Genomic DNA, 24,855 nt, shown 5'->3' with positions numbered 1-24,855 from the left:
GCCTCCTGCTCAGGGGGTTTTGCCTATGTCCACGCACGGTCGCCTTCATTGTTCAATAATTTGATGAATTGATTATCTGAACAATTGAATCGAGTTAATCAATAACTCAAACACCGGATTGAAACGAATTATTGCTTTGTTGCAATTTCCGCCAGATATAAAAATAACCGGTATTTAGTAAGCTAATTTTCATAATCATCATGCTACAGTGCGTTTCAAATATTCATGTGGCACGAATACTTTGAATCGCCAGCTCGCCCTTCAATCGAGCAATACCTCCCCGTTTCACCTGCCTTGCCTTGAAATCAACCGAGCTTGCGGGCCGTCAGTGAACCCCCGTCAAGAATGGGTTTGATTTTTCAGATTTTTGAAACGCGCGATGTGTGACCGCTCATTCGCGCCCTGCGCCATCAAGTTGCGCGTATTGAACAATGACGAGGATAATTTTGAACACAAAAGACCCTCAGAAATTCGCGGAGCTGACTGCTGCGCAAATGGAAATGTGGTTTTCGCAGAAACTCGAACCCGACAATCCGTTGTTCGACAGTCGTGGCTATGTGGATATCAGCGGCGCGATAAATCGCCCCGCTTTCGAGGCGGCATTAAGTCGTGTTGTCCATGACGCTCGAAGCCTGCATTTTCGCTTTATCGAAACACCGACGGGGCCCTTGCAGTTTGAATGCGAGCCGGCTTCATTCGGGCTGGATTTTATCGACGTGTCGAATGAAGCCGACCCGTTTTCCGCTTGCTGGAATGTCATGCAGATCGAGTCGAACACGGCCTACGACCTGCTCTCCGGCAAGCTGTTCAGCCAGATGTTGTTCAAGCTCGGCGACGAGCGCCATATCTGGTACCAGCGGTATCACCACATCGTGATGGATGGTGCGAGCATCCCACTCGTGACACGCCGGGTTGCCCAAGTCTATACGGCACTTGCGCGGCACCAGCCAGCTCCCGACGCAGACTTCGGGTCGATCGACCTGATGACGAACGGTGACCGTTCTTACCGGTCGTCTTCGCGCTACGCGAACGACCGCCGGTACTGGCAAGACTACGTCGACACCCTGCCTGCTCCGGAAACCCTGGTCGGCAAGGCGCCGCACGCGAGCGGCTTTTTCAGGCGGGAATCCACGCCGCTTCCGCTTGCGTTCACCGGGCAGATCGACCGGATCGAGACGCAGATCGCGAAGTGGCCGCTCGTTCTCACGGCCATCGTGGCGGCCTACCTTTACCGAACGAGCAACGGCCGGATAACCGTGTTCGATTTCCCGGTATCGGCCCGCACGAAGGAGACGCGCACGCTGCCCGGGATGTTCGCCAACGTCCTGCCGATGCGGCTGCCCATTACGCCGCAGATGTCGCTCGTGGAATTGACGCGGCACGTGAGCGCCGAAGTGTTCTCGCACATGAAGCACCAGCAGTTCCGCGTGAAGGAGATCAAGCAGCTGCGCGGTGCGATCACCGCACCTGTTTTCGGTCCACGCATCAATATCGTTCCGTTCGACAACCGGTGGGAATTCGGCGACAGTCGTGCGACCCTGCATGCGCTCGCCAATGGCCTCGTCAACGATTTCGCCGTGACCGTGACCGGCGATCCGCGTGATCCCGGGTGTACGTTGCACGTGGACGGGAATGCCGAGCTTTACGATGCTGCAAGCATGCAGGCGCATCGGAAGCGGCTGCTTCACTTCATCGAGACGGCGCTCGCCAACCCTGAGCAGCCGATCGGCCAGATCGACCTGCTCGATGCCGACGAGCGGCGTTTGCTGCTGCGGACGTGGAATGAGACGGACGCTGCCTACCCCGCGCATCAGTGCATTCACGAACTCGTCGAGGCGCAGGCCCGGCAAGCGCCCGAGGCCGTCGCGCTCGTCGCGGAGCATGAACAGCTCTCCTACGCCGAACTCAATGCCCGCGCCAACCGGCTCGCCCATTACCTCGTCGAGCTTGGCGTCGGCCCCGATACCCCCGTCGCCGTGTGCGCCGAGCGCAGCATCTCGATGGTCGTCGCACTGCTGGCCGTGTTCAAGGCCGGCGGCGCTTATCTGTCTATCGATCCCGCTTATTCCGGCGCACGGCTCGCGCATATCGTCTCCGATGCCAATCCTCCGGTCGTACTCGTCGATCCGGTCGGACGCCACGCGCTCGCCAACGTGCATCCGGCCACGGCCACGCCCACGCTCGTCGATATCAGTGTCGCGTCGCCGCCGTGGGCCGCGTACTCGGCGGACAACCTCCCGCCGCTCGCGCGCGGATTGACGTCGCGCCATCTCGCCTATGTCATCTATACGTCCGGCTCCACCGGCACGCCCAAGGGGGTCATGGTCGAGCATCGGCAGCTCGCCAATCTCGTCGCGTGGCATATCGCACGCTTCGACCTACACCCCGGCTCGCGCGTGCCCGCCACCGCCAGTCTGGCCTTCGACGCCAGCGTGTGGGAAGTCTGGCCCGCGCTCTGCGCCGGCGCCGCGCTGCTGCTGCCCCCGGCAGGCCTGGCGTCCGATGCTGCCGCGTTGCTCGCCTGGTGGCGCCGGCAGTCGATGGATTGTGCGTTCCTCGTCACGCCACTGGCGCTGCTCGCGATGCAGTCCGGCCTGCCGCATGGCTTGAAGTCGCTGCTGATCGGCGGAGATCGTGTCATGACTCTGCCGGCCGGACTGCCGCCGTCGTTGCGCATCGTCAACAACTATGGCCCGACCGAAACCACGGTCGTCGCGACTTCCGGCGAGCTCGTGCTGTCCTCCGGCGACGTGACCCATTCGATCGGCAAGCCGATCGCCAATACGCGCATCTATCTGCTCGATGACGCGCAGGCGCCGGTGCCGCTGGGCGCAGTCGGTGAGCTTTACATTGGCGGTGTGGGCGTCGCGCGTGGCTATCTCAACCGCCCTGAGCTGACCGAGCAGCGGTTCCTGCCCGATCCGTTTGCGCGTGCGACGGGAGACCCTGAAGCACGCATGTACCGAACGGGCGATCTCGCGCGCTACCTGCCGGACGGCAACATCGTCTTCCTCGGACGCAACGACGACCAGGTCAAGATCCGCGGCTTCCGCATCGAACCGGGTGAAATCGAGGCGCAGCTTGCGTCGCACGATGCCGTACGCGAAGCCATCGTGCTGGCGCGCCCCGATGCGGCGGGCACCCCTCGACTGCTCGCGTATGTGACGCTGGACGACACCGCGCCGCGTGCAGAACATGCAGAACGCGTCAGGCAGTTGCGCGAGCACCTTGCCGCAAGGTTGCCCGACTACATGGTGCCGGCGGCGTTCGTCGTGCTCGATACATTGCCGCTCACCTCGAACGGCAAGCTCGACCGTCGCACGCTACCGGAGCCGGACGACGACGCCTTCGCCCATACGCAGTACGAGGCGCCACAAGGCGAAATCGAGCGCACCATCGCCGCGCTGTGGGCCGACCTGCTCGGCGTCGAACGCGTCGGCCGCCACGACAACTTCTTTGCACTCGGCGGGCATTCGCTGATCGCCGTCCAGCTGATCGAGCGCTTGCGCCAGATCGGCCTGACGCTTGCAATCCGGGATCTGTTCGAGCAGCCGGCCCTCGCCGCACTCGCCGCCACCCTCGGTCAGTCGCGCGAAGTGGTCGTGCCGGAAAACCGGCTCGGGCCCGATACGCAGGCCATCACGCCCGATCTCCTGCCGCTCGCCGATCTGTCGCAAGACGACATCGACCGCATCGTCACGCAGGTTCCCGGCGGCATCGCGAACATTCAGGATATCTATGCGCTTTCTCCGCTGCAGGACGGCATCCTGTTTCATCATGTCCTCAGCACGCAGGGAGACCCCTATCTGCTGAGCGCGCATCTGGCCTTTTCCGATCGCGCCGCGCTCGATCGCTATCTTCAGGCGATGGATTGCCTCGTCGAGCGGCACGACATCCTCCGCACGGCCGTGCTGTGGGAAGGTCTGGGTTCGCCGGTACAGGTCGTGCTGAGGCGCGCGCACCTCGACGTGACCGAGCTGACGCTCGACGACGGCACGTGCGCCGCGGAACAATTGCCGGCCCACATCCATCCGGGGCGCTACCGGATGGATCTGGCCCAGGCCCCGCTCCTGCGCTTCGTGATCGCCGAAGCGACGGGCGGACGCTGGCACGCGATGATGTTGCTCCATCACCTCGTCGGCGACCATTCCACCCTCGCGATCCTGAACGAAGAAGTCCAGGCGACGCTCGCCGGACAGCTACACCGCCTTCCCGCGCCGCAGCCTTACCGCAACCTCGTCGCGCATGCGCGTCTCGGGATGCCCGCGAGTGCGCACGAAGCGTTCTTCAGCGAGATGCTGAACGACGTCGATGCGCCGACCCTTCCGTTCGGCCTCACGCTTCAGCACGACGACATGGCGCCCGTGTACGATGCGCGTCGAACGATGCCGGGCACGCTCGACGCACGACTGCGTACGCTGTCGAAAACCATCGGCGTGAGCCTCGCCACGTTGTGCCATCTTGCATGGGCGCTCGTCCTCGCCCGCACGAGCGGTCAACGGCACGTCGTGTTCGGGACGGTGCTGTTCGGACGCATGGCGGCCGGCGCGGGCTCCGACCGTACGATGGGCCTGTATATCAATACGCTGCCGCTGCGCATCGACATCGACGCGACCGATGTACGCACGGCCGTCCGCGACACGCAGGTACGGCTCGCAGGCCTGCTTGCCCATGAACATGCATCGCTCGCACTGGCGCAACGATGCAGCGGCATCGGCGCGAACGCGCCGCTGTTCAGCGCGCTGCTGAATTACCGCCACAACGTACACACCGATGGCCACGCGCAGTGGCCGTCCGATGTCGAACTGCTGGGCGCACACGAGCGGACCAATTACCCTGTGACGCTGTCCGTCGAGGACAACGGCGATGCGCTCGAGCTTGTCGCACAGGTCGTCTCACCGACGCTGCCGGAACGGATCTGCGCCTACATGCAGCGCGCGCTGGAGCAACTGGCGGATGCGCTCGAGACGGGATCCGGTTCGCTCGAGCACCTGCAGATCGTGCCCGACGACGAGCGAACGCTGCTGGTCGACACGTTGAACGCGACGGACGCGCCTTATGACCGGCACCAGTATCTGCATGGGCTGTTCGAGGCGCAGGTCCGGCATACGCCCGAGGCCACCGCGCTGGTATCCGGCGGCGAGCGCCTCTCCTACGCCGAACTCAACGCACGCGCCAACCGCCTCGCGCGTTACCTGATCGAGTTCGACGTCACCCCCGATACGCCGGTCGCCGTCTGTCTCGATCGCGGCGCGCCGATGGTCGTCGCGCTGCTCGGCATCCTCAAGGCCGGCGGCGCCTATGTGCCGCTCGATCCCGCCTATCCCGGCGTGCGCCTCGCGCATATCCTCTCCGATGCCGCGCCCGCCGTCGTGCTCGTCGATCCGGTCGGACGTCAGGCGCTTGCCGACGCGCTCGGCGATGCGCATCTGGCCAAGCACACGCTGGTCGACGTGAGTGTCGAATCACCGCCATGGGACGGCCTGCCTCCGCATGATCTGTCGCCGCACGCGCTCGGCTTGACCCCGCGTCATCTCGCCTACGTCATCTACACGTCAGGCTCCACCGGCCTGCCAAAGGGCGTGCAGAACGAGCACGATGCGCTGATCAACCGCATGACCTGGATGCAGACCGCCTATCGCCTGGATGCCCGCGATGTCGTGCTGCAGAAGACGCCGTTCAGCTTCGATGTATCGGTCTGGGAATTCTTCTGGACGCTGGCCAATGGCGCCACGCTCGTCATGGCCGCGCCCGGCGCGCATCGTGATGCGGACTATCTCACCGACGTCATCGCGCAGTACGGCGTCACCACCCTGCACTTCGTGCCGTCGATGCTCGGCGGCTTCCTCGAAGCGCCCGGCCTCGCACGCTGTACGACGCTCTCGCGCATCATCTGCAGCGGCGAGGCGTTGCCGTCGGCAACCGCGCGGCGCTGCCTGGAGCGTTTGCCTCATGCGCAGTTGCACAACCTGTATGGTCCGACTGAAGCGGCCATCGATGTGACCGCCTTCACGTGTCCGGCAGATTTCGATGCGCCATCCGTGCCGATCGGCAAGCCGATCGCCAATACGCGCATCTATCTGCTCGACGAGGCGCAGGCGCCGGTGCCGCTGGGCGCCGTCGGCGAGCTGTACATCGGCGGGGTCGGCGTCGCGCGTGGCTACCTCAACCGTCCGGAGCTGACCGAGCAGCGGTTCCTGCCCGATCCGTTCGCCCGCGCGGCCGGCGAGCCCGATGCACGCATGTACCGCACCGGCGATCTGGCGCGTTACCAGCCGGACGGCAACATCATCTTCCTCGGCCGCAACGACGATCAGGTCAAGATCCGGGGCTTCCGTATCGAACTGGGCGAAATCGAAGCGCAGCTTGCATCGCACGACGCCGTACGCGAAGCCATCGTGCTGGCGCGTCCCGATGCAACGGGCAACACCCGACTGCTGGCATACGTGACGCTGGACGATGCGGCGCCTCGCGCCGAACTCGCCCGGCACTTGCGCGAGCACCTTGCCGCAAGGTTGCCCGACTACATGGTGCCGACAGCATTCATCGTGCTCGACACGTTGCCGCTCACGCCGAACGGCAAGCTCGACCGTCGCGCGCTGCCCGAGCCTGACGACGACGCCTTCGCCCAGGCGCAGTACGAAGCGCCGCAAGGCGAGATCGAGAGCACCATCGCCGCGCTGTGGACCGAACTGCTCGGCATCGAACGCGTCGGCCGCCATGACAACTTCTTTGCGCTCGGCGGCCATTCGCTTGTCGCGATTCGCATGGTCTCGCGCATCGTCAACGAGACCGGGAAAGTCCTGCCGTTGCGCAAGGTATTCGAAGCACCGACCATCGCGGAACTGGCGCTTGCGCTGGCAGACGCCACGTCGCACGAAAGCGGTCATGACATCGTCAGCATCGACCGCAACGCGCCGATGCCGCTGTCCTTCGCGGAAGAGCGGATTCTCGCGATCGAAGCGGGTGCGGCACGCGGCGCGATGTTCAACTCGTCGCGCCTCTTCATCCTGTCCGGCCAGATGCGCGAGGATGGGCTGGATCGTGCGCTGCGCGCGGTCGTCGACCGTCACGAAATCCTGCGCACGCACTATGCGAGCGACGCCGCCACCGGCGCGTTCGTCCCTGTCGTGGAGCGCTCCGACAGCTTCCGGCTGGAACGCCGCAACGTCGCCGGAGACGATGCGATGGCACTCGCACAATCGGAGGCCGCGAAGCTGCTCGACTGCTTCGAGGGCCCTGTCTTCGGCGCGACGCTGTTCGTCGAGTCGCCGCAGCGTTCGATCCTGATGATCTCGATTCACCACATCGCGATGGACGCCACGTCGTGGACGACGGTCTGGCGCGACTTCCGGCACGCGTATGCGGCGCTGGCCGCCGACGAGCCGCCGGCACTCGCGCCGCTCGCGCTGCAATACCGGGACTATGCGGCGTGGTCGAAGCGGCACGTCGACGTCGAACACCTTGAGCAATTGGGGCAGGTCTGGCGGGAACGCCTCGCCGGTGCGCCCGCGTGCATCGACCTGCCCTCCGACCGGCCGCGACCGGTGAGGTTGTCGGATCGCGCCGGACGCTGCGAACACGTGCTCGCGCCCGAACTCGTGCAGCAGATCCGGCAAGTCGCCGCCGCCTACAACGTCACGCCGTTCGTCGTGCTCGAGACGGCGCTCGCGATCACGTGCGCGCAACTCGCGCGCAGCCGCGACATCGTGATCGGTACGGTCACCGAAGGCCGGACGCACGCGGCGACCGAAGAGATGGTCGGCCTCTTCGTGAACACGCTGCCGCTTCGCCACCGGCTGGATCGATCCGCATCCGTCGCCAGCCATTTGCTCGCGGCGTCGCAGGAACTGCTGTCCGCGCTCGAAGCGGGCGAACTGCCGTTCGCCCACCTGGTCGCAGCCGTCAATCCGCCGCGCAGCACGTCGTACGACCCGATCTTCCAGGTATTTTGTCAATTCCAGCAAGGCCCGGGAGCGGAACGCGAGACGATCTCCGGCCTGACGCTCGAGGCCGTTCCGCGCGCACGCGTCGGGCGTGGCGCCGATCTCGCCGTCGTGTTCCTGGATACGGGCGAAACCGTCAGCGCCGATGTCTCGTACAGTGCCGACCTGTTCGACCCGGCGAGCATCGACGCGATCATCGCGCTGTTCCTGGCGTTCGTGACGGAAAGCGTGCAGCGGCCTGATGCATCGGTCACCGACCGCTGGGACGCCGGCGTCGCGCGCATGCGGGCCGACGCATCGGGCCCGGACGTCGCTCGGCTGATCAACGCGCCGGCCAGCCCGTCCGGCACCTGGTATCCGCTGTCGCCCGCGCAGCAGGCGGTCTGGCTGCAGGAGCAGGCGTCGCGGCACGGGACATCGTTCTTTTCGATTGCGGCGATGCACTGCGCGCCGGAGATCGATCGCGCGCGGCTCGTCCTCGCCGCGCGGGCGCTCATTGCGCAGAATCAGTCGTTCTGGCTTCAACTCTCGGATGCCGGCCTGCAATGCGAAGGACCGATGCCGACGACGCGCTTCGAGCATGTCGTCGAACCCGTGGCAAGGACGGACGCCGAGCTGCGACAGGCGGTCGTCGACTGGCACGAGACGCTCAACGAAAACCTCGACGACAAGACCAATTCGGTCGCGATCTTCGAATCGCCGGGGAGCGTACTGGTCGCGTTGCGGTCGCATCATTTGCAGACAGACGGCTGGGCGGCGGTTCGATTGTTCGAGCGCATCGGCAAGAACTACACCGCACTCGAAAAGAATCCGGCCCATGCGTTCAGCATGGACCGGTTCGTTCTCGATACGCTTGCGCTCGACGATCGCTATCTCTGTTCGTCGACGTACGCGCGCGACGCGACATTCTGGCAGTCGGCGTGCGCGAAGATGGACGGCCCCGCATTGGTGACGCTGGTGGCCGACCATGCTCACCCCGTCGATGCGCGCGGCCGCGTCGCGTCGATGCGCAGAACGTTCTCGCCGGCCTTGCAGGCGCGGCTCTCGCACATCGCGCAAAAGCATGCGTTGTCGCCGTCGGAATGCCTGACTGCGCTGACCGGCATCTATCTGATGCGTATCGCGGGCCAACGGCGCGCCGTCGTCGGCGCGTCGTTCCTGAACCGGACGCGCGACGCGCTCGATATCCCGGGGCAATTCGCCAAGGTCATTCCGCTTCCGGTGTCGCTCGAGCAGGCCGATGCGCCGGTTTCGGCGGCGTTGGGCGAGATCTGCGAGACGTTCCGGAACGTGATGCGTCACGGCAGATTCCCGTTGGGCGACATGGTCAGGCGTTACGGGATCGATCCGCGCCATATCGACGTGAGCGTGAATACGTTGTTCCTGCGGCATCCGGTCGAAGTGGCCGGCCAGCCCACGCACGTCCAATGGCTGTCCGGGCCGGAGAACGGCCTGTCGTTCCTGTTTACGCAATTCGGCAGAAACGCGCCGATCGACGTCGAACTCCGGTACAACCGCGACGTGTTCGATCCGGTAGCCGTCTCGCGCCATGCGGCGCGTCTACTCGACTTCATCGAGCACGCGTGCGAAGACGACAGCGTAGCGGCGTGGTCGATCGATCTCGTATCGAGCGACGAAAGGGCGCTGCTGGTCGACACGTTGAACGCGACGGACGCACCTTATGACCGGCACCAGTATCTGCATGGGCTGTTCGAAGCGCAGGTCCGGCGTACGCCCGAGGCCACCGCGCTGGTCTCCGGCGGCGAGCGCCTCTCCTACGCCGAACTCAACGCGCGCGCCAACCGCCTCGCGCGCTACCTGATCGAGTTCGACGTCACCCCCGATACGCCGGTCGCCGTCTGCCTCGATCGCGGCGCGCCGATGGTCGTCGCGCTGCTCGGCATCCTCAAGGCCGGCGGCGCCTATGTGCCGCTCGATCCCGCTTATCCCGGCGCGCGCCTCGCGCATATCCTCTCCGATGCCGCGCCCGCCGTCGTGCTCGTGGATCCGGTCGGACGCCAGGCGCTTGCCGACGCGCTCGGCGATGCGCATCTGGCCAAGCACACGCTGGTCGACGTGAGTGTCGAATCACCGCCGTGGGACGGCCTGCCGCCGCATGATCTGTCGCCGCACGCGCTCGGCTTGACCCCGCGCCATCTCGCCTACGTGATCTACACGTCGGGCTCCACCGGCCTGCCAAAGGGCGTGCAGAACGAGCATGATGCGCTGATCAACCGACTGACCTGGATGCAGGCCGCCTATCGCCTGGATACCCGCGATGTCGTGCTGCAGAAGACGCCGTTCAGCTTCGATGTGTCGGTCTGGGAGTTCTTCTGGACGCTGGCCAATGGCGCCACGCTCGTCATGGCCGCGCCCGGGGCGCATCGTGATGCCGACTATCTCACCGACGTCATCGCGCAATACGGTGTCACCACCCTGCACTTCGTGCCGTCGATGCTCGGCGGCTTCCTCGACGCGCCCGGCCTCGCAAGCTGTACGACGCTCTCGCGCATCATCTGTAGCGGCGAGGCGTTGCCGTCGGCAACCGCGCGGCGCTGCCTGGAGCGTCTGCCCCATGCGCAGTTGCACAACCTGTATGGTCCGACCGAAGCGGCCATCGACGTGACCGCCTTCACGTGTCCGGCAGATTTCGACGCGCCATCCGTGCCGATCGGCAAGCCGATCTCCAATACGCGCATCTACCTGCTCGACGAGGCGCAGGCGCCGGTGCCGCTGGGAGCAGTCGGTGAGCTTTACATTGGCGGTGTGGGCGTCGCGCGTGGCTACCTCAATCGTCCGGAGCTGACCGAGCAGCGGTTCCTGCCCGATCCGTTCGCCCGCGCGGCCGGCCAGCCTGAAGCACGCATGTACCGCACCGGCGATCTCGCGCGTTACCAGCCGGACGGCAACATCATCTTCCTCGGCCGCAACGACGATCAGGTCAAGATCCGCGGCTTCCGGATCGAACTCGGCGAAATCGAGGCGCAGCTTGCGTTGCATGATGCCGTACGCGAAGCCATCGTGCTGGCGCGTCCTGACGCTGCCGGCAACACCCGACTGCTGGCGTACGTGATGCTGGACGACGCGGCGCCACGTGCAGAGCATGCAGAACGCGTCCGGCTCTTGCGCGATCACCTTGCCGCCAGGCTGCCCGACTACATGGTGCCGACAGCATTCATCGTGCTCGACACGTTGCCGCTCACGCCGAACGGCAAGCTCGACCGTCGCGCACTGCCGGAGCCTGACGACGACGCCTTCGCCCAAGCACAGTACGAAGCGCCGCAAGGTGAGATCGAGAGCACCATCGCCGCACTGTGGGCCGAACTGCTCGGCATCGAACGCGTCGGCCGCCACGACAACTTCTTTGCGCTCGGCGGACATTCGCTGCTTGCCGTGCGGATGCTGAATCGCTTACGGGCCATGCACGAGGTCAGGCTGTCGCTGTCGTCGCTGTTCGATCATCCGACCGTGAATGCGGTCGCGCAGGCGGTCGGTGCCCGACACCGGGACGATGCGCCTGCGATCGCCCGCATCGATCGCGACGCCCCGCTGCCGTTGTCGTTCGCGCAGCAGCGAATGATGTTCCTGAGCGGATTCGAAGGCGCGGGCACGATCTATCACGTCCCGCTCGTGCTGCGGCTCGATGGCAGGCTGGACGCCGACGCGTGGCATCGCGCGCTGGATGCGCTGTGGGCGCGCCACGAGGCGTTGCGCACCGTGTTTTCCGAAACGGCAGGTGCAAGCGGCGATACCCGCGCGACGCTGCTTCCGGCTGGCGACGGCATGCCGTGGCGCGTAGACGATCTGTCGTCGGAACCGGGTGCGCCGGAACACGCGCTGCGCGTGTGCAAGGAAGAAGCCACGCGCCCGTTCGACCTCGCACGCGGGCCGCTCGTGCGTGCGCGCCTCGTCAGTCTGTCGGAGCACGCGCACGTCTTCATGCTCACGCTGCACCACATCGTCTGCGACGGCTGGTCGCTGTCCGTGCTCGTCAAGGACCTGTGCGCGCTTTACGGGGCCTTCACGGCAGGACGCGCGAACCCGCTTGCCACGCTGGCGTTCCAGTACCCCGACTACGTGGCATGGCAACGGCAATGGCTGGGCGCGGAACGTCTCGAACGCGAAGCAGGTTTCTGGAAGAAAACGCTGGCGGGTATCCCGACGCTGCTGACGCTGCCGACCGATCGCCCGCGGCCCGCGCATCAGCAGTTCGACGCGGCGCGGCTGCCGCTCGAACTCGACGCGGTGCTCACGCGCGATCTGAGACGGCTCGCCGCGCGGCGCGGCGTCACGGTCTTCGCGGTCGTCACCGCGGCCTGGGCCGCGGTGCTGGGGCGGCTCGCCGGCCAGGAGGATGTCGTGATCGGCACCCCGGTCGCGAATCGTTCCGGTCCCGAGTTCGAATCCATCGTGGGCCTGTTCGTGAACACGCTCGCGCTGCGCATCGACCTGTCGGGCGTACCGTCGGTCGCGCAACTGCTCGACCGCGTCCAGGGAGCCGTCGTCGCCGCACAGGATCACCAGGATCTCCCGTTCGAACAGGTCGTGGAAATCGTGAAGCCGCCGCGACGGCTCGGTCATACGTCGATCTTCCAGGTGATGATTTCGTGGCAGAACACCGACGTGCGGACGATCGAATGGCCGGACCTGGAAATCACCCCGGTTGCAAGCGCATTCGACCGGGCGAAGTTCGATCTCGAACTCGATCTGGTTGACGATGGCCATGCGGTGGCCGGTGCGCTGCGCTACGCGACCGCGTTGTTCGACGAAACATCGATCGCGCGTCATGGCGCGTATCTGATCGCCGTGTTGCGTGCGATGACCCAGGACGAAGCGCAGCCGATCGGCCAGATCGACCTGCTCGATGCCGACGAGCGGCGTTTGCTGCTGCAGACGTGGAATGCGACGGAGGCCGCCTACCCTGCGCATCAGTGCATTCACGAACTCGTCGAGGCTCAGGCCCGGCAAACGCCCGACGCTGTCGCACTCGTCGCGGAGCATGAGCAGCTCTCCTATGCCGCCCTCAATGCCCGTGCCAACCGGCTCGCCCATTACCTCGTCGAGCTCGGCGTCGGCCCCGATACGCCCGTCGCCGTGTGCGCCGAGCGCAGCATCTCGATGGTCGTCGCACTGCTGGCCGTGTTCAAGGCCGGCGGCGCTTACCTGCCGATCGATCCCGCTTATTCCGGCGCACGGCTTGCCCATATCCTCGACGACGCCGCTCCCGCCGTCGTGCTCGTCGATCCGGTCGGACGCCAGGCGCTTGCCGACTTGCCTTTGGCCACGACCACGTCCACGCCCACACTCGTCGATATCGGCTTCGCGTCGCCATCGTGGGCCTCGCGCCCGGCGCACAACCTCCTGCCACTTGCGCGCGGACTTACGTCACGCCACCTCGCCTATGTCATCTATACGTCCGGCTCCACCGGCACGCCCAAGGGGGTCATGGTCGAGCATCGGCAGCTCGCCAATCTCGTCGCGTGGCATATCGAGCGGTTCGAGCTGCACGCCGGCTCACGTGTGCCCGCCACCGCCAGTCTGGCCTTCGACGCCAGCGTGTGGGAAGTCTGGCCCGCGCTCTGCGCCGGCGCCGCGCTGCTGCTGCCCCCGGCAGGCCTGGCGTCCGATGCTGCCGCGTTGCTCGCCTGGTGGCGCCGGCAGTCGATGGATTGTGCGTTCCTCGTCACGCCACTGGCGCTGCTCGCGATGCAGTCCGGCCTGCCGCATGGCTTGAAGTCGCTGCTGATCGGCGGAGATCGTGTCATGACTCTGCCGGCCGGACTGCCGCCGTCGTTGCGCATCGTCAACAACTATGGCCCGACCGAAACCACCGTCGTCGCGACTTCCGGCGAGCTCGCGCCGTCCGCCGGCGACGTGACCCATTCGATCGGCAAGCCGATCGCCAATACGCGCATCTACCTGCTCGATGACGCGCAATCGCCAGTGCCGTTGGGCGCGGTCGGCGAGCTGTACATCGGCGGTGCAGGCGTCGCGCGCGGCTACCTCAACCGTCCGGAGCTGACCGAGCAGCGGTTCCTGCCCGATCCGTTCGCCCGCGCGGCCGGCCAGCCCGATGCACGCATGTACCGCACCGGCGATCTCGCGCGCTACCTGCCAGATGGCAACATCGTCTTCCTCGGCCGCAACGACGACCAGGTCAAGATCCGGGGCTTCCGCATCGAACCGGGTGAAATCGAGGCGCAGCTTGCGTCGCACGATGCCGTACGCGAAGCCATCGTGCTGGCGCGCCCCGACGCGGCGGGCAACGCCCGACTGCTGGCATACGTGACGCTGGACGACGCGGCGCCACGCGCCGAGCTCGGCCGTCAATTGCGCGAGCACCTTGCTGCTAGGTTGCCGGACTACATGGTGCCGGCCGCCTTCATCGTGCTCGATGCATTGCCGCTCACCTCGAACGGCAAGCTCGACCGTCGCACGCTACCGGAGCCGGACGACGACGCCTTCGCCCATACGCAGTACGAGGCGCCGCAGGGCGAAATCGAGCGCACCATCGCCGCGCTGTGGGCCGACCTGCTCGGCGTCGAACGCGTCGGCCGCCACGACAACTTCTTTGCACTCGGCGGGCATTCGCTGATCGCCGTCCGCCTGCTTGTGCAAATCCGCGAAACGTTCGGCCACGAGATCTCGATTCGCACGCTGTTCGAATCGCCTACCGTTGCGCAGTTGGCGCCCCGGATACACGAAACGGGCGCGTCCGACGCGCTGGCCGTCCTGCTGCCGCTCCAGCCGCAGGGAGCACAAGCGCCACTGTTCTGTATTCACCCGGCCGGCGGTTTCAGTTGGCCGTACGCGAGCCTGACGCATCATCTGCGGGATCGGCCGCTCTACGGTCTGCAGGCGCGCGCCCTCACCGAAGCCGGCCAATCCGTGCAGTCGATCGAGGAAATGGCGCAGGACTACGTCCGCCAGATTCGCAGCGTACAGCGCGCCGGCCCCTATCATCTGCTCGGCTGGTCGCTGGGGTGCCATATCGCGCACGCCATCGCCACCCAGCTGCAACGCGCCGGTGAAAAAGTGGCGTTCCTTGCCATGCTCGACGGTTATCCGGAAGTGCGCAGTGACGCGTACCCCGCACCGACGGAGACCGAAGTCATCGACGTGCTGATACGCGCATTCGTGGACGCGCCGCAAGTGGCCGACGACCGCTCGCTGACGATCGACACGCTCAGGACGCGCCTCGCCGAACACAACCCGATGTTCAGGACGTTCAACGAGCGGACCTTCGAATCGATCGTCCGGCAATTCCAGGTGGCGCCTACCCAGGCCAGCCGGTTTGCGCCCGACGTATTCCATGGCGACGTGGTCTTCTTCAGGGCGGCGCTCGACCGGCCGGAGGGCGATCAGCCACGCGATGTCCGCGCGTGGCAACCGTATGTGCGAGGGAAAATCGACGTGCACGACATCGCCTGCCTGCATGAAACGATGATGAGCACGTCGGCGCTCGCCGGGATCGGGCCGATCGTTGCGGCCGCGCTCGACGCGGGCGCGACACACGGAAAGGCGTCGCCTGATTCACCGATCTCCGTCACGGGCGCGTGGTCGCGTCACGGCGAAACCATCGGGGGCGTGAGCGATGGTTCGCTTTCCTGACCGGGCTTCCGGTTTCGCCGCAGTCGACGACGGGCATGCACCGGCCCCGCGCGGGCCTGTCCGTCATCGGCCGAAGGACGATCGGCCCGCCGGCACCGCCGGTCGGCCGCGCGACCGAACGGCGGCTTCTGCGCGCTGCGCACCACGAGGCTGTCGCCGGCAAGCCGGTTCGTCATCGCGAAGGCCCGGCATTCAGGAGCATGCCGAATGAATGGAGGAACGCTCACCTATCGTGTCTTGCTGATCGAAGACGACGAACGGCTCGCGCAGCAGATGCGCGAATATCTGGGTCGATACGGGTTCGCGGTGACGGTCGTTCACCGCGGCGACCTGGCCGTCGCGGCCGTGCGCGAGCATCCGCCCGCGCTCGTGATGCTCGACCTGATGCCGCCGGATCCCGACGGCCTGGAAGTATGCCGGCAGATCCGCGCGTTCTCGAACGTCCCCGTGATCGTCATGACCCCGTACGCCGATGCCTGCGATCAGGTCGCCGTTTTCGATGCGGGCGCGGACGACTACGTCGCGAAGCCGCTCGCGCCCCGTGTGCTTGTCGCGCGCGCCCGTGCGCTGTTGCGGCGCGTGTATCGCGTCAGTCCGGACGAGGCCGATGCGGCGACGTAAGCACGCTGCCGCCGCCGGATCTCGGCCGTGACCGGATCGACTACGGCCGCCGGCTCACGCCTTGCCGCTCACTTTCGACGACGCGGTCGACCCATCCCCGGTAAAACGCGCGGTACTTGAGTACGAGCTTGTCGTACTTGCTGTACGCGCCGCCGCCGTCCGGCTTCATCCCGTTCCAGATCTTGACGTCGTACCCCGCGGCCTGTCTGGTCTGCAGTCCGAACAGCACGTAGTCGAGCGCACGGCGCAGCGGGCCGCCCGCCTTCCTGATCGAGATGAGCATGTGCATGACGTTCTTGCCGTCGCTCACCGGCGTCACGCACTGGAGCAGCTTGTATTTGGCGTCTCCGTCCAGCGCGACGGTCATGACGCACCCGCCGGGGTAGCCGTCGAAGTGCAGGTTCATCTGCGACATGTTCAGGCCGAGCGCACGCGACAGCATGCCGAGCGGCCCGAAGTACCGGTTCACGGTGAAGTCGATCCCGGCGCCGAACCACGCGCCCGCGCGGGCCAGCGACTCGACCTCCGGCCACGGGCGCCAGTCGTCGAAAAGCTTGAGCTCGAAAGCCGAGATCGGGAGCGCGTGGACGGGATGCGCATGCTGCGCGTCGTAGAAGTTCTCGACGATCCGCAAGACGGCCGTCGTCGTCTCGAACGCGAAGTGCAGGTGCATGAAGTCGCCGTTGTCGACGTCGGCCGCGGCGATGTCGGGCAGCGGATGCAACGGTTGCGGGGAGCCGTACCAGACCCACACGTAGCCGTACCGCTCGGCGGTGACCAACGTCGGCTGACGCGCCCCGCGCGGGACGGGCTCCAGCCGGCTTACCTCCGTACTGTGGCCGGGAATGCGAACGCACTGGCCCTGCTCGTCGTACCGCCAGTGGTGAAACGGGCACTGGATGCACCCGTCCTCGACCCGCCCGTCGGCCAGGTTCGCGCCGAGGTGCGAGCAGTGGCGGTCCATCACCACGGCCCGCCCCGTCGCACCACGCCACGCGACGCACGGCCGGCCGAAGAGCGTCAGTGCCGTCGGCTTGTCCTTGAGGTCGTCCGAGCGCATCGCGACGTACCAGCTCGCGGCCACGCGCGTGGTCGCGTCGTACGCTTCCGACGGATGCGCCCTGGCATCCACTTGATGCAACTGAAATTGAACGTCGTCCATGTTTTCGTGGCGGTGTCGGCCGGCTACTTCAGCGCCAGCCCGATGCGGGTCGTGACGTACGCCCTGAGCAGCGCGAACATCGGGTTGTAGTCGAAATACTTCTTCACCTCCGCCGGCGCGCTGGTCTGCGTCCAGTGCAGCAGCTTCATCGCCGGCACCAGGCTGTACTTCGAGTTGTTGAGCTGCGGTTTGGCCCCGGTGATGCAGTACCCGAAGCCGAACATCGGCTTGGCGAATTCCCGTTCGTTGATGAGGACGTGGATGCGCGCCGCGGCCTCCCCGGCCGGCTTGCGCCCGGCGCTCACGGCCTCGACCTCGGCCTTGGCGTCGTTGAACAACTGGTAGTACCCCTCCATGTCCGCGCACAGGAACCCGAGGTACGGGGCATTGTCGTCGAGGTGATCGAGGTCACGCTCGTTACGCGACGCACGGAACCTCGCGTGGGCCTGCACGAGCCGGAACTGCCCAAGGATCGTGCCGACCGCCCACAGCCGGTGGAACGCGTCCCACAGCCGGAAGTCCGAGAACGCCGTGTAACAGCAGCTGACGAAGTCGTCGTTGTGGTCCAGCAGCTTCTGCTGCAGGCGCTCGATGTACTCGAAGCGCTCGGGCGAGAAGTCGTCGTCGCGCAGCGCCTTGATGAGACGCGCCGCGAGCGCGTGGATGGTCACCGCGGTGTTCTCGAGCCCGCGGGAAAAGAGCGGGTCGATGAACCCGTTCGCGTGCAGCATCAGGCAGTAGCGGTCGCCGACGCACGCGCTCGACGAGAACTGCAGGCGGTCGGTCTTGACCCAGTCGCGCACCGGCACGGCATCGCGGAACTGCGCCCCGATGCTCGGGAACCGCGCGAGAAACTCGTCGAATTCCTGCTGCGCGGGGATGTCCGTTTTCGGGTGGACACGCGGGTCGAGCTGCAGCCCGACGCTCACCAGGTTGTTGGTCGACCGCGCGTGGTTGTTGAACGGAATCACCCAGAGCCAGCCGCCCTCGAACATGTGGTGCAAGGTCCCCTCGTGCCAGCGCCAGCGCTGCCCCTTGACCTTGAAGATGTCGTCGAACGGCTTGACCCCGAGCATGTGCGTGTAGAGGCTGCGCGAGTGCGTCTTGAAGCGACACGGCTCCTCGCGGAGCCCGAACTTCGTCGCGAGCGGCGCGCGCGGCCCCCCGCAGTCGATCATGTACCGGCCGGTGAACCGCTCGCCCTGGGCGGTGGCCACCGCGACGCCGTCCTTGTCGGCGTGGTAATCGGTCACGCTCGTCTTCTGGCGGACCGTGCAGCCGTATTTGATGGCGGCTTGCAGCAGGTACGCGTCGACGTCTTGCCGGTAATAGTGGCTCTCCGGCCCCCACGGCAGCTCGGGAATGACGCACTGCGTGAACTCTTTCGGGTCGTGCTCCTGGCCAGGCTTGTGGAACACGAAGCCGAAGTTGCGCTTGATGCCCGTGCTCGACGCGACGTAACGCTGCGTCGCATAGAACGACGTGATGTGGTCCAGCTCCGGAATGCCGTAGCGATCGGCGATGATGCGGTTCATCAGCGACGTCTCGGGGATCGACGATTCGCCGATCGTGAACCGTGGGTGCGACGACTCCTCGACGATCAGCACGCGAAACTTTTGTTTGGCCAGGATGGCGCCCATCTGGGTGCCGGACATGCCCGAGCCGAGGATGATCACGTCGAAGTAGTTGCTGTCGCGCTCGTTCGCGGTGCGCTTCTGAGTCATGGGGGCAAGCTCTCCTGGTGAGATGGAACACATGGCCGCGCGCGTCGGGCGTCAGGTGTCAGGGCTCGTCGAGCGCGGCGTGCAGGCGGGACCGCACGTCCCGCGTGAGCGTGAGCAGATCGCCGAGCATGCTGGGCGCATACCCCCCGCTGCCGATCGCAGGGCCGCTTTGCCCGGCTTCGTACGTCCGCTCCGCCAATTTGAGGTGGGGCGCCCGGAAATGCAGCAGGATCTCGAGGACCCGCTCCAGCGCCGCCAGCCCTGCCCCGACGGGCTCGCCCCGCATGCGGGCCGCTTGCGCCTCGCCGAGCACGCGGTCGACGAGCGCCGGCTCCCCGGTGAACCGGGCGTAGACCGCCCTGAACGCGGGAAGCACATAGGGCAGGTACGTCTCCTTGAATTCCAGATAGGCCGGGTGGTCAGACTGCGAGCCCCACAGCACGTGCTCCAGCACGAAGAGCGGCATTTCCACGGCGCCGGGGCCGAGGTAGCTCCGGCCCCCGACCCGAATCGGGTCGTAGAAGGGGCGAAGCTCGTCGTAGAAGACTTTCGGCGAGATGAAGCGGTAGGCGTACACGATCGAGTCGACCATTTTCTGGAGATAAGCCGCCAGCTCGACGCACCCTTCCTCGAACGCGGGCGACCGCAGCGGCACGTCGGACAGCTCGACGGTCAACGCGATAGCCGCCTCGAGCGACGCCATCGAGATGCGGACGCTCTCGAGCAGGTGCGCTTCGTCGCCGAGCCCGCTGTAGCTCCGCTGCGCGTCGGCGGCCGCGGGGTTCCAGACCGTCACATGCAGGAGCGTCTCGCGCGGCGGCAGGTCGGTCACGCGCGCCAGGTCGAGCAGCACCGGCTCGAGCCCGGGCACCACGTCCACGGGCTCGTGTCCGTGCCGCTTGAGCGATCCGAGGAAGAACCCGATGTCCCGCATCGCGGCGGCGGCTTCGACGAAGCCCCAGCCGGACGGCACGCCGCGCGCCGGAAGAAAATCGCGCAACAGGCCGACGATGCCGGGCACGTCCTTCTTGCGATTCAGGACCGGCAGCTGCAGAACGAGCGCCCGCGCCTGCAGCGGATCGCAGGCCGCCACCGCGGCGTGCGTGGCCGCGCATGCGCCTACCCGGCCCAGGGCGCGCTCCACTACTGGATCTCCGGCGCCGCAACCGCCTGCCCGGGCTGGCTGCGTGACCGCCCCGCCCCCTCGCGCAGCGACCGCAGGTAGTCGTAGTTCGTCGGCAGGCTCGTCCGCAGGCGCTCGGCCTCGCGCCGGATGCGGGCGAACATCGCCTCGGCCTTGTCGATCGACTCCGGTCGGTGCCGCAAAAGCGGCAGCGACCGGTCGGGCAGCAACCCCAAGCCGGCAAAGATGCAGTAGTAGTTGCCGTTCAACCAGAAGTTCTTGAATTCGTAGTCGAACGTTTCGTAGTACGTGGCGTCGTCGAACGACGTGGTGGTCAGCGGCAGCCCCGCCTTGTAGCGTTCGACCTTCTCCTTGATGGCGTCCGAGAGCCGCAGGTCGTGCCGGTTCGCGCGCCAGAACGGCGTGTCGTCGCGCGACGCCGTGAAATAGTGCGCCTGCACGAAATCCCGGCAGTCGTCGAACATGTAGACGATCTCGGCGTTGAATGCATCGCTCAACCGCCGATCGAACGACGTGTCGGGGAAGTGCTTCACGAGCTGGTAAAGCGCCGCGTAGATGAAGTAGATCCCCGTCGATTCGAGCGGCTCCAGAAAGCACGACGACAGCCCGATCGCGACGCAGTTGTTGACCCACGCCCGCCCGTTGCGCCCCACCCGGAACTTGATCTGGTTGAGCGGCTGCTTGTCCGAGAGGTTCCAGAGATTGAGGAAGTCGGTGGTGGCCTGGTCGCGCGACGTGAACTTGCTCGAGAACACGTAGCCGCTGCCGAACCGGCCCAGCATCGGAATCTTCCAGGTCCACCCCGAGTTCATCGCGATCGCGGAGGTGTACGGCTCGATCCCCACGTGTGCGTCGTCGTTGGGCACGGCGCTGGCCACCGCGCTGTCGCACAGCAGGTAGTCGGACATGTCGATGAAGGGCTCTTTCAGCGCCTGGTTGATCAGGAGCCCCCGCATGCCGGAGCAGTCGATGAACAGGTCCGCCTCCAGCGTCCGACCCTCCTTGGTGGACAGGCTGGAGATGAAGCCGCGCTCGTCCAGGTGAACCTGCTCGACCTCGTCGACCACGCGCTTCACCCCGCGCTCGACGGCCCAGCGCTTCAGGAAATCGGCCACCAGGTGCGCGTCGAAGTGCCACGCGTGGGGCATCTGGCGGGTGCCGTCGGGCAGGCACGGCGCCAGTTTGGCGTCGAGCGCGTCGGGCTGCGGATAGCAGGCGTACTCCATCGGCTGCTGGAAGCCCTGTTCGCGCTTGCGCAGCCAGTAGTGGGTCAGCGGCACGCCGTCGCAGTTCGGCACGCTGCCGAACAGATGGTAGAAATAATCGTCGCGCGAGCGATCGGGGGCCTTCCTCCAGTTCACGAACTTGATCGCGGCCTTGAACGCGCCGTTCACCTGCGGCATCCACTCCCGCTCCGGTATCCCGAGGAAGTCGAAGAACACCTTCTGCAAATTCGGGATGGTCGCCTCGCCCACGCCGATCCGGGGGATCGCTTCAGACTCGACGAGCGTGATGTTCGCCTGCTGCTGGAGCGCCCGGACGAGGTACGAGGCGGACATCCAGCCCGCCGTGCCGCCGCCCACGATGACGATATTCTTGATCGGATTGCTCATGACACGGTTCCCATAGGATTTAAAACCCGAATGGACCTCTGCGAGGGTGGTCAATTGATCCGCATTCAGAATAGGTCGGCGATTACTTAAATTAAACTGGCATATTTGACAGGATTTTTATTTATTTGACACCAGATCTAATTAAGTCATCCCAACACTGAACACCATGCATACATCAAAATAACGACCCCACATCAATCCGGCATTTCGAGCAATTCAGCGGTTAATGAACGATTATTAAACTATCCCCATTTACACTCCCGACGGGCCTGCCAGCGAGCACAACCACATTGCTCAACGTGGCCAAGCAAAAATTACACGAGGGGAAATTCAAATTCAGTTGTTGCGGAAATTTCTATATGGAACCTTAAAACATCCGAATCAATAGCCATTACCATTGCATGTTCGCCATGCTTAAATTTAGCTCCGGACAAGTCACGCCTCCGCCTCATAAACCGCAATGATTTAATGAAGCAATCTCTCGTGGAATTTCAAAATCTCAAGCACGAGGAAGAAGAGTTGTCAGTGACACGCCCCACACCTATGATTCCCTGACAAATATTCCGGGAACCTGCCTGAACGCTCCGTCGCTCACAGTCATAGCGCCATCCGCAACTTCACGAAGCAATTCGTTGGATAGACGAGGCTAGCCCATGTTGACATTGAGTCCCATGCTGAAAATGTCGTTCTACGCCGCACTCGTGCTGCTGGTACCCGGTCCGACAAACACGCTGCTGCTTTCTGCCGGCCTCAAGCTGAATCTGCGTGGTGCGTGCAGGCTGGTCGCGGCGGAGGCGGCGGGCTATGTGATAGCCATCACCGTATGGGGATTTTTTCTCTGGTCGCTGGCGACGCAGTATCCGTGGATTGTCAGTTGCGTAAAGTTGATCAGCGCCACGTTCATCTTCTACCTCGCAGTGAACATGTGGCTCAAAGGCGCCAACTTTGACGCCACTGACTCGGCGCCACTCGGGTTCCGGGCGCTGTTCTTCGCGACCTTGATGAATCCCAAGGCTTTGCTGTTTTCAAGCGCCATTTTCCCGGAGTCGGCGTTCGGATCGCTCGAGATTTTCCTGGTGTCGATGGGCGTATTTCTGACCACCCTGATTCCGATCGGACTGCTCTGGTCCCGGTCGGGGCGGCTTCTGACCATGAATCGTGCGGAGGGTCGATTGGCTTCTATCGTGTTGCGGTGCTCATCGCTCGTGTTGCTGACGTTCGCGGCAACGCTGGCAAGCTCGGTGCTCAATCGATGAGGCGGTCATGGCGCGGTCCGGCGGATCCCGATGATCCGCCGGACCGCCTACGCCACCCGAAACCGGCCCTGTCCATCCAGCCGCTACACGCGATACCGGAAATACTGCTTGTCGACACCCTCGACGCCGCGTCGTCCGTCGGCGAGCATCTCGTTGGCCACGCGCACCGAGCCGAACGGCTCGAACCCGAGCCGCTGGTAAAGCCGGTGCGCGGCGAGCGCATTGCTGTTGCTGCGCACGATGATGTCGCGATAGCCGGGCGCGGCCTCGCCGATGCAGCGCCGTACCAGCGCTTCGCCGAGCCCGCGCGAGCGCCAGTGCGGGGCGACCGCCAGTTCGGCGATCGACATCACGGGCCCGTCGCCGAGCGTGGCGCGCAGCGACACCGGCAACTTGCGGTCGTAGCCCGCGTCGGCGGAGAGCAGGAAACCGGCCAGCGCGTCGCCGGCCACCCACAGATGGCAACGCGCGGCATGCTCGATGAAGAGTCCGTAGATCCAGCCGCGCTCCGCCGCCTCGTCCAGGTAGTGACCGGCATACGGCCCCGTCGTAAACGCGTCCATGTAAAGCGCGAGCACCTGCCGCTCCCATGCATGGAACAGGCCGATTCCGCCGGACAGAATCTCGTTCGTCGTCATCTCGCCCGCCTACCAGTCGAGCCGATAGGCCGTGCTCACCAGTAGCGACGAGCACAGCGTGGCCAGCTTCACGAGCGGCAGCCCGGCCGGATCGAACCCGTAGTTCGGATAGAAATACTGGCCGAGCCCCTGCACCTGCCGCTCGATCACGATCACGCTGCGATCGCGCGGCGCCGTCTCGATGATCCGTTCGACGATCTCCACCTTGTTCTCGATATGAATCGACAGGATGACGATGTCGCACGCACCGTAGTCGTACGCCGCGCCATCCGCGTGAACCATCTCGATCGCCGCGCGGCGATAGCGCGCGGGGTTCGATGCGCACAGGTGATCGACGAACCGCTCGCCGGTTCTGAGCGATTCCTCGCTGAGATCCAGCCCGACGATGCGGGCGCCGCTGAACGCCTGCATGAACAGGATCGACAGCGGCATCCCGCCGGAGCCGACCATCGCCACCGTCGAATCGGCGGACATGTCCGACAGGAAGATCTCGGTTCGCGCGAGCAGCCGGTAGATCTCCGCGTAGTATTCCTTGATGATCAGCAGCAGCCCTTCGCTCGACGGCCCGGCGCGCAGCACGTCGCTCATCTGCCGCTCGAAGCGGACCTCGTTGTCGAGCGACAGCGCCTGAAAGCGCTTCATGTACTCGCGCACCGTCGCGTCGCGCAGGAAGCGCTCGGTCTCGGTCGCATCGAGCACCGGGGACAGCAGGTAGTTGCGGATCAGCAGCGTCTTCGCGAAACACGCGCGCAGATCGTGCCGGTCGGGCGACACGAACATCTCGTCGATCCAGCGATGGATCTGGGTCTTCACGAAGTCGATGCGGTGCTGGGTATCGTTGGCCGCGCAATGCGGCGCCAGCGGCAGGTTGGTCAGCATGTCGGTGTCGATCCAATCTCGGGTTGAGGGGGGCCGGCGAGCCGGCGTCAGATCCAGGCCTTCGGCAGCGCGGCGAGGCGTTCGCGCGCCACCGGCCGGGTCTGGCCGAACGGCGGGTGCGCCTTCTTCTGCAATGCGTGCGCGAGCATCGTCGGCATCCGCGCGAACAGGAACACCGGCGTGGCCAGCACGGCGGGCACCCCCAGTTCGAGCAGGGTCGCCGCGGCGGCCGCATCGATGTTCGGCGGCAGGCCGCGCAGG

At 65.4% G+C, this 24,855-nt stretch carries 9 protein-coding genes and 1 pseudogene; 3 read left to right on the top strand and 7 right to left on the bottom strand.

Translation table 11 applies throughout. The features are described 5' to 3' along the window. Positions 1 to 431: 431 nt before the first annotated feature. Positions 432 to 15,557, top strand: coding sequence for a non-ribosomal peptide synthetase (locus G3N93_RS07180; RefSeq protein WP_277396528.1), 15,126 nt, complete (start codon positions 432 to 434; stop codon positions 15,555 to 15,557). Positions 15,558 to 15,764: 207 nt separating this feature from the next. Next, positions 15,765 to 16,172, top strand: a pseudogene (locus tag G3N93_RS07175) (response regulator transcription factor); the annotation flags it as partial. Between the two features lie 46 nt (positions 16,173 to 16,218). Here the strand turns inward: G3N93_RS07175 and G3N93_RS07170 are convergent. Genes G3N93_RS07170 through G3N93_RS07155 form a run of 4 tightly spaced genes read right to left on the bottom strand, consistent with a single transcriptional unit; the run spans position 16,219 to position 21,821 of the window. Beyond that, positions 16,219 to 17,340, bottom strand: coding sequence for a Rieske 2Fe-2S domain-containing protein (locus tag G3N93_RS07170; protein WP_206132649.1), 1,122 nt, complete (start codon positions 17,338 to 17,340; stop codon positions 16,219 to 16,221). A 23-nt stretch (positions 17,341 to 17,363) separates the two neighbouring features. Continuing rightward, a complete protein-coding gene (locus G3N93_RS07165) occupies positions 17,364 to 19,064 on the bottom strand; it encodes an NAD(P)/FAD-dependent oxidoreductase (RefSeq protein ID WP_206132648.1) in 1,701 nt (566 codons plus the stop codon). A 58-nt stretch (positions 19,065 to 19,122) separates the two neighbouring features. Then, positions 19,123 to 20,208: a monodechloroaminopyrrolnitrin synthase PrnB family protein gene (locus G3N93_RS07160; protein WP_206132647.1), complete on the bottom strand. Its 1,086-nt coding sequence runs from the start codon at positions 20,206 to 20,208 to the stop codon at positions 19,123 to 19,125. Continuing rightward, positions 20,208 to 21,821: a tryptophan halogenase family protein gene (locus G3N93_RS07155; RefSeq protein ID WP_174937980.1), complete on the bottom strand. Its 1,614-nt coding sequence runs from the start codon at positions 21,819 to 21,821 to the stop codon at positions 20,208 to 20,210. The genes G3N93_RS07160 and G3N93_RS07155 overlap by 1 nt, the downstream gene beginning before the upstream one ends. Positions 21,822 to 22,474: 653 nt before the next feature. On the opposite strand from G3N93_RS07155, the gene G3N93_RS07150 reads away from it, so the two are divergent. Beyond that, positions 22,475 to 23,077, top strand: a complete 603-nt coding sequence (locus tag G3N93_RS07150) for a LysE family translocator (RefSeq protein WP_206132646.1) — start codon at positions 22,475 to 22,477, stop codon at positions 23,075 to 23,077. Between the two features lie 83 nt (positions 23,078 to 23,160). On the opposite strand, the gene G3N93_RS07145 is transcribed toward G3N93_RS07150, so the two are convergent. The 3 genes from G3N93_RS07145 to G3N93_RS07135 all read right to left on the bottom strand — a co-directional run. Next, positions 23,161 to 23,715: a GNAT family N-acetyltransferase gene (locus G3N93_RS07145; protein WP_174937976.1), complete on the bottom strand. Its 555-nt coding sequence runs from the start codon at positions 23,713 to 23,715 to the stop codon at positions 23,161 to 23,163. Positions 23,716 to 23,724: 9 nt separating this feature from the next. Continuing rightward, positions 23,725 to 24,594 (bottom strand): class I SAM-dependent methyltransferase, encoded by an 870-nt coding sequence (locus G3N93_RS07140; protein WP_174943494.1) that lies wholly within the window; start codon positions 24,592 to 24,594, stop codon positions 23,725 to 23,727. Positions 24,595 to 24,641: 47 nt separating this feature from the next. Further along, the coding region (locus G3N93_RS07135) for a citrate/2-methylcitrate synthase (RefSeq protein ID WP_277396527.1) at positions 24,642 to 24,855 on the bottom strand (214 nt) is incomplete at its 5' end.

This window comes from Burkholderia sp. Se-20378, assembly GCF_017104665.1.
Classification (GTDB): domain Bacteria; phylum Pseudomonadota; class Gammaproteobacteria; order Burkholderiales; family Burkholderiaceae; genus Burkholderia; species Burkholderia lata.
This window is presented reverse-complemented; position numbering and strand designations above follow the sequence as displayed.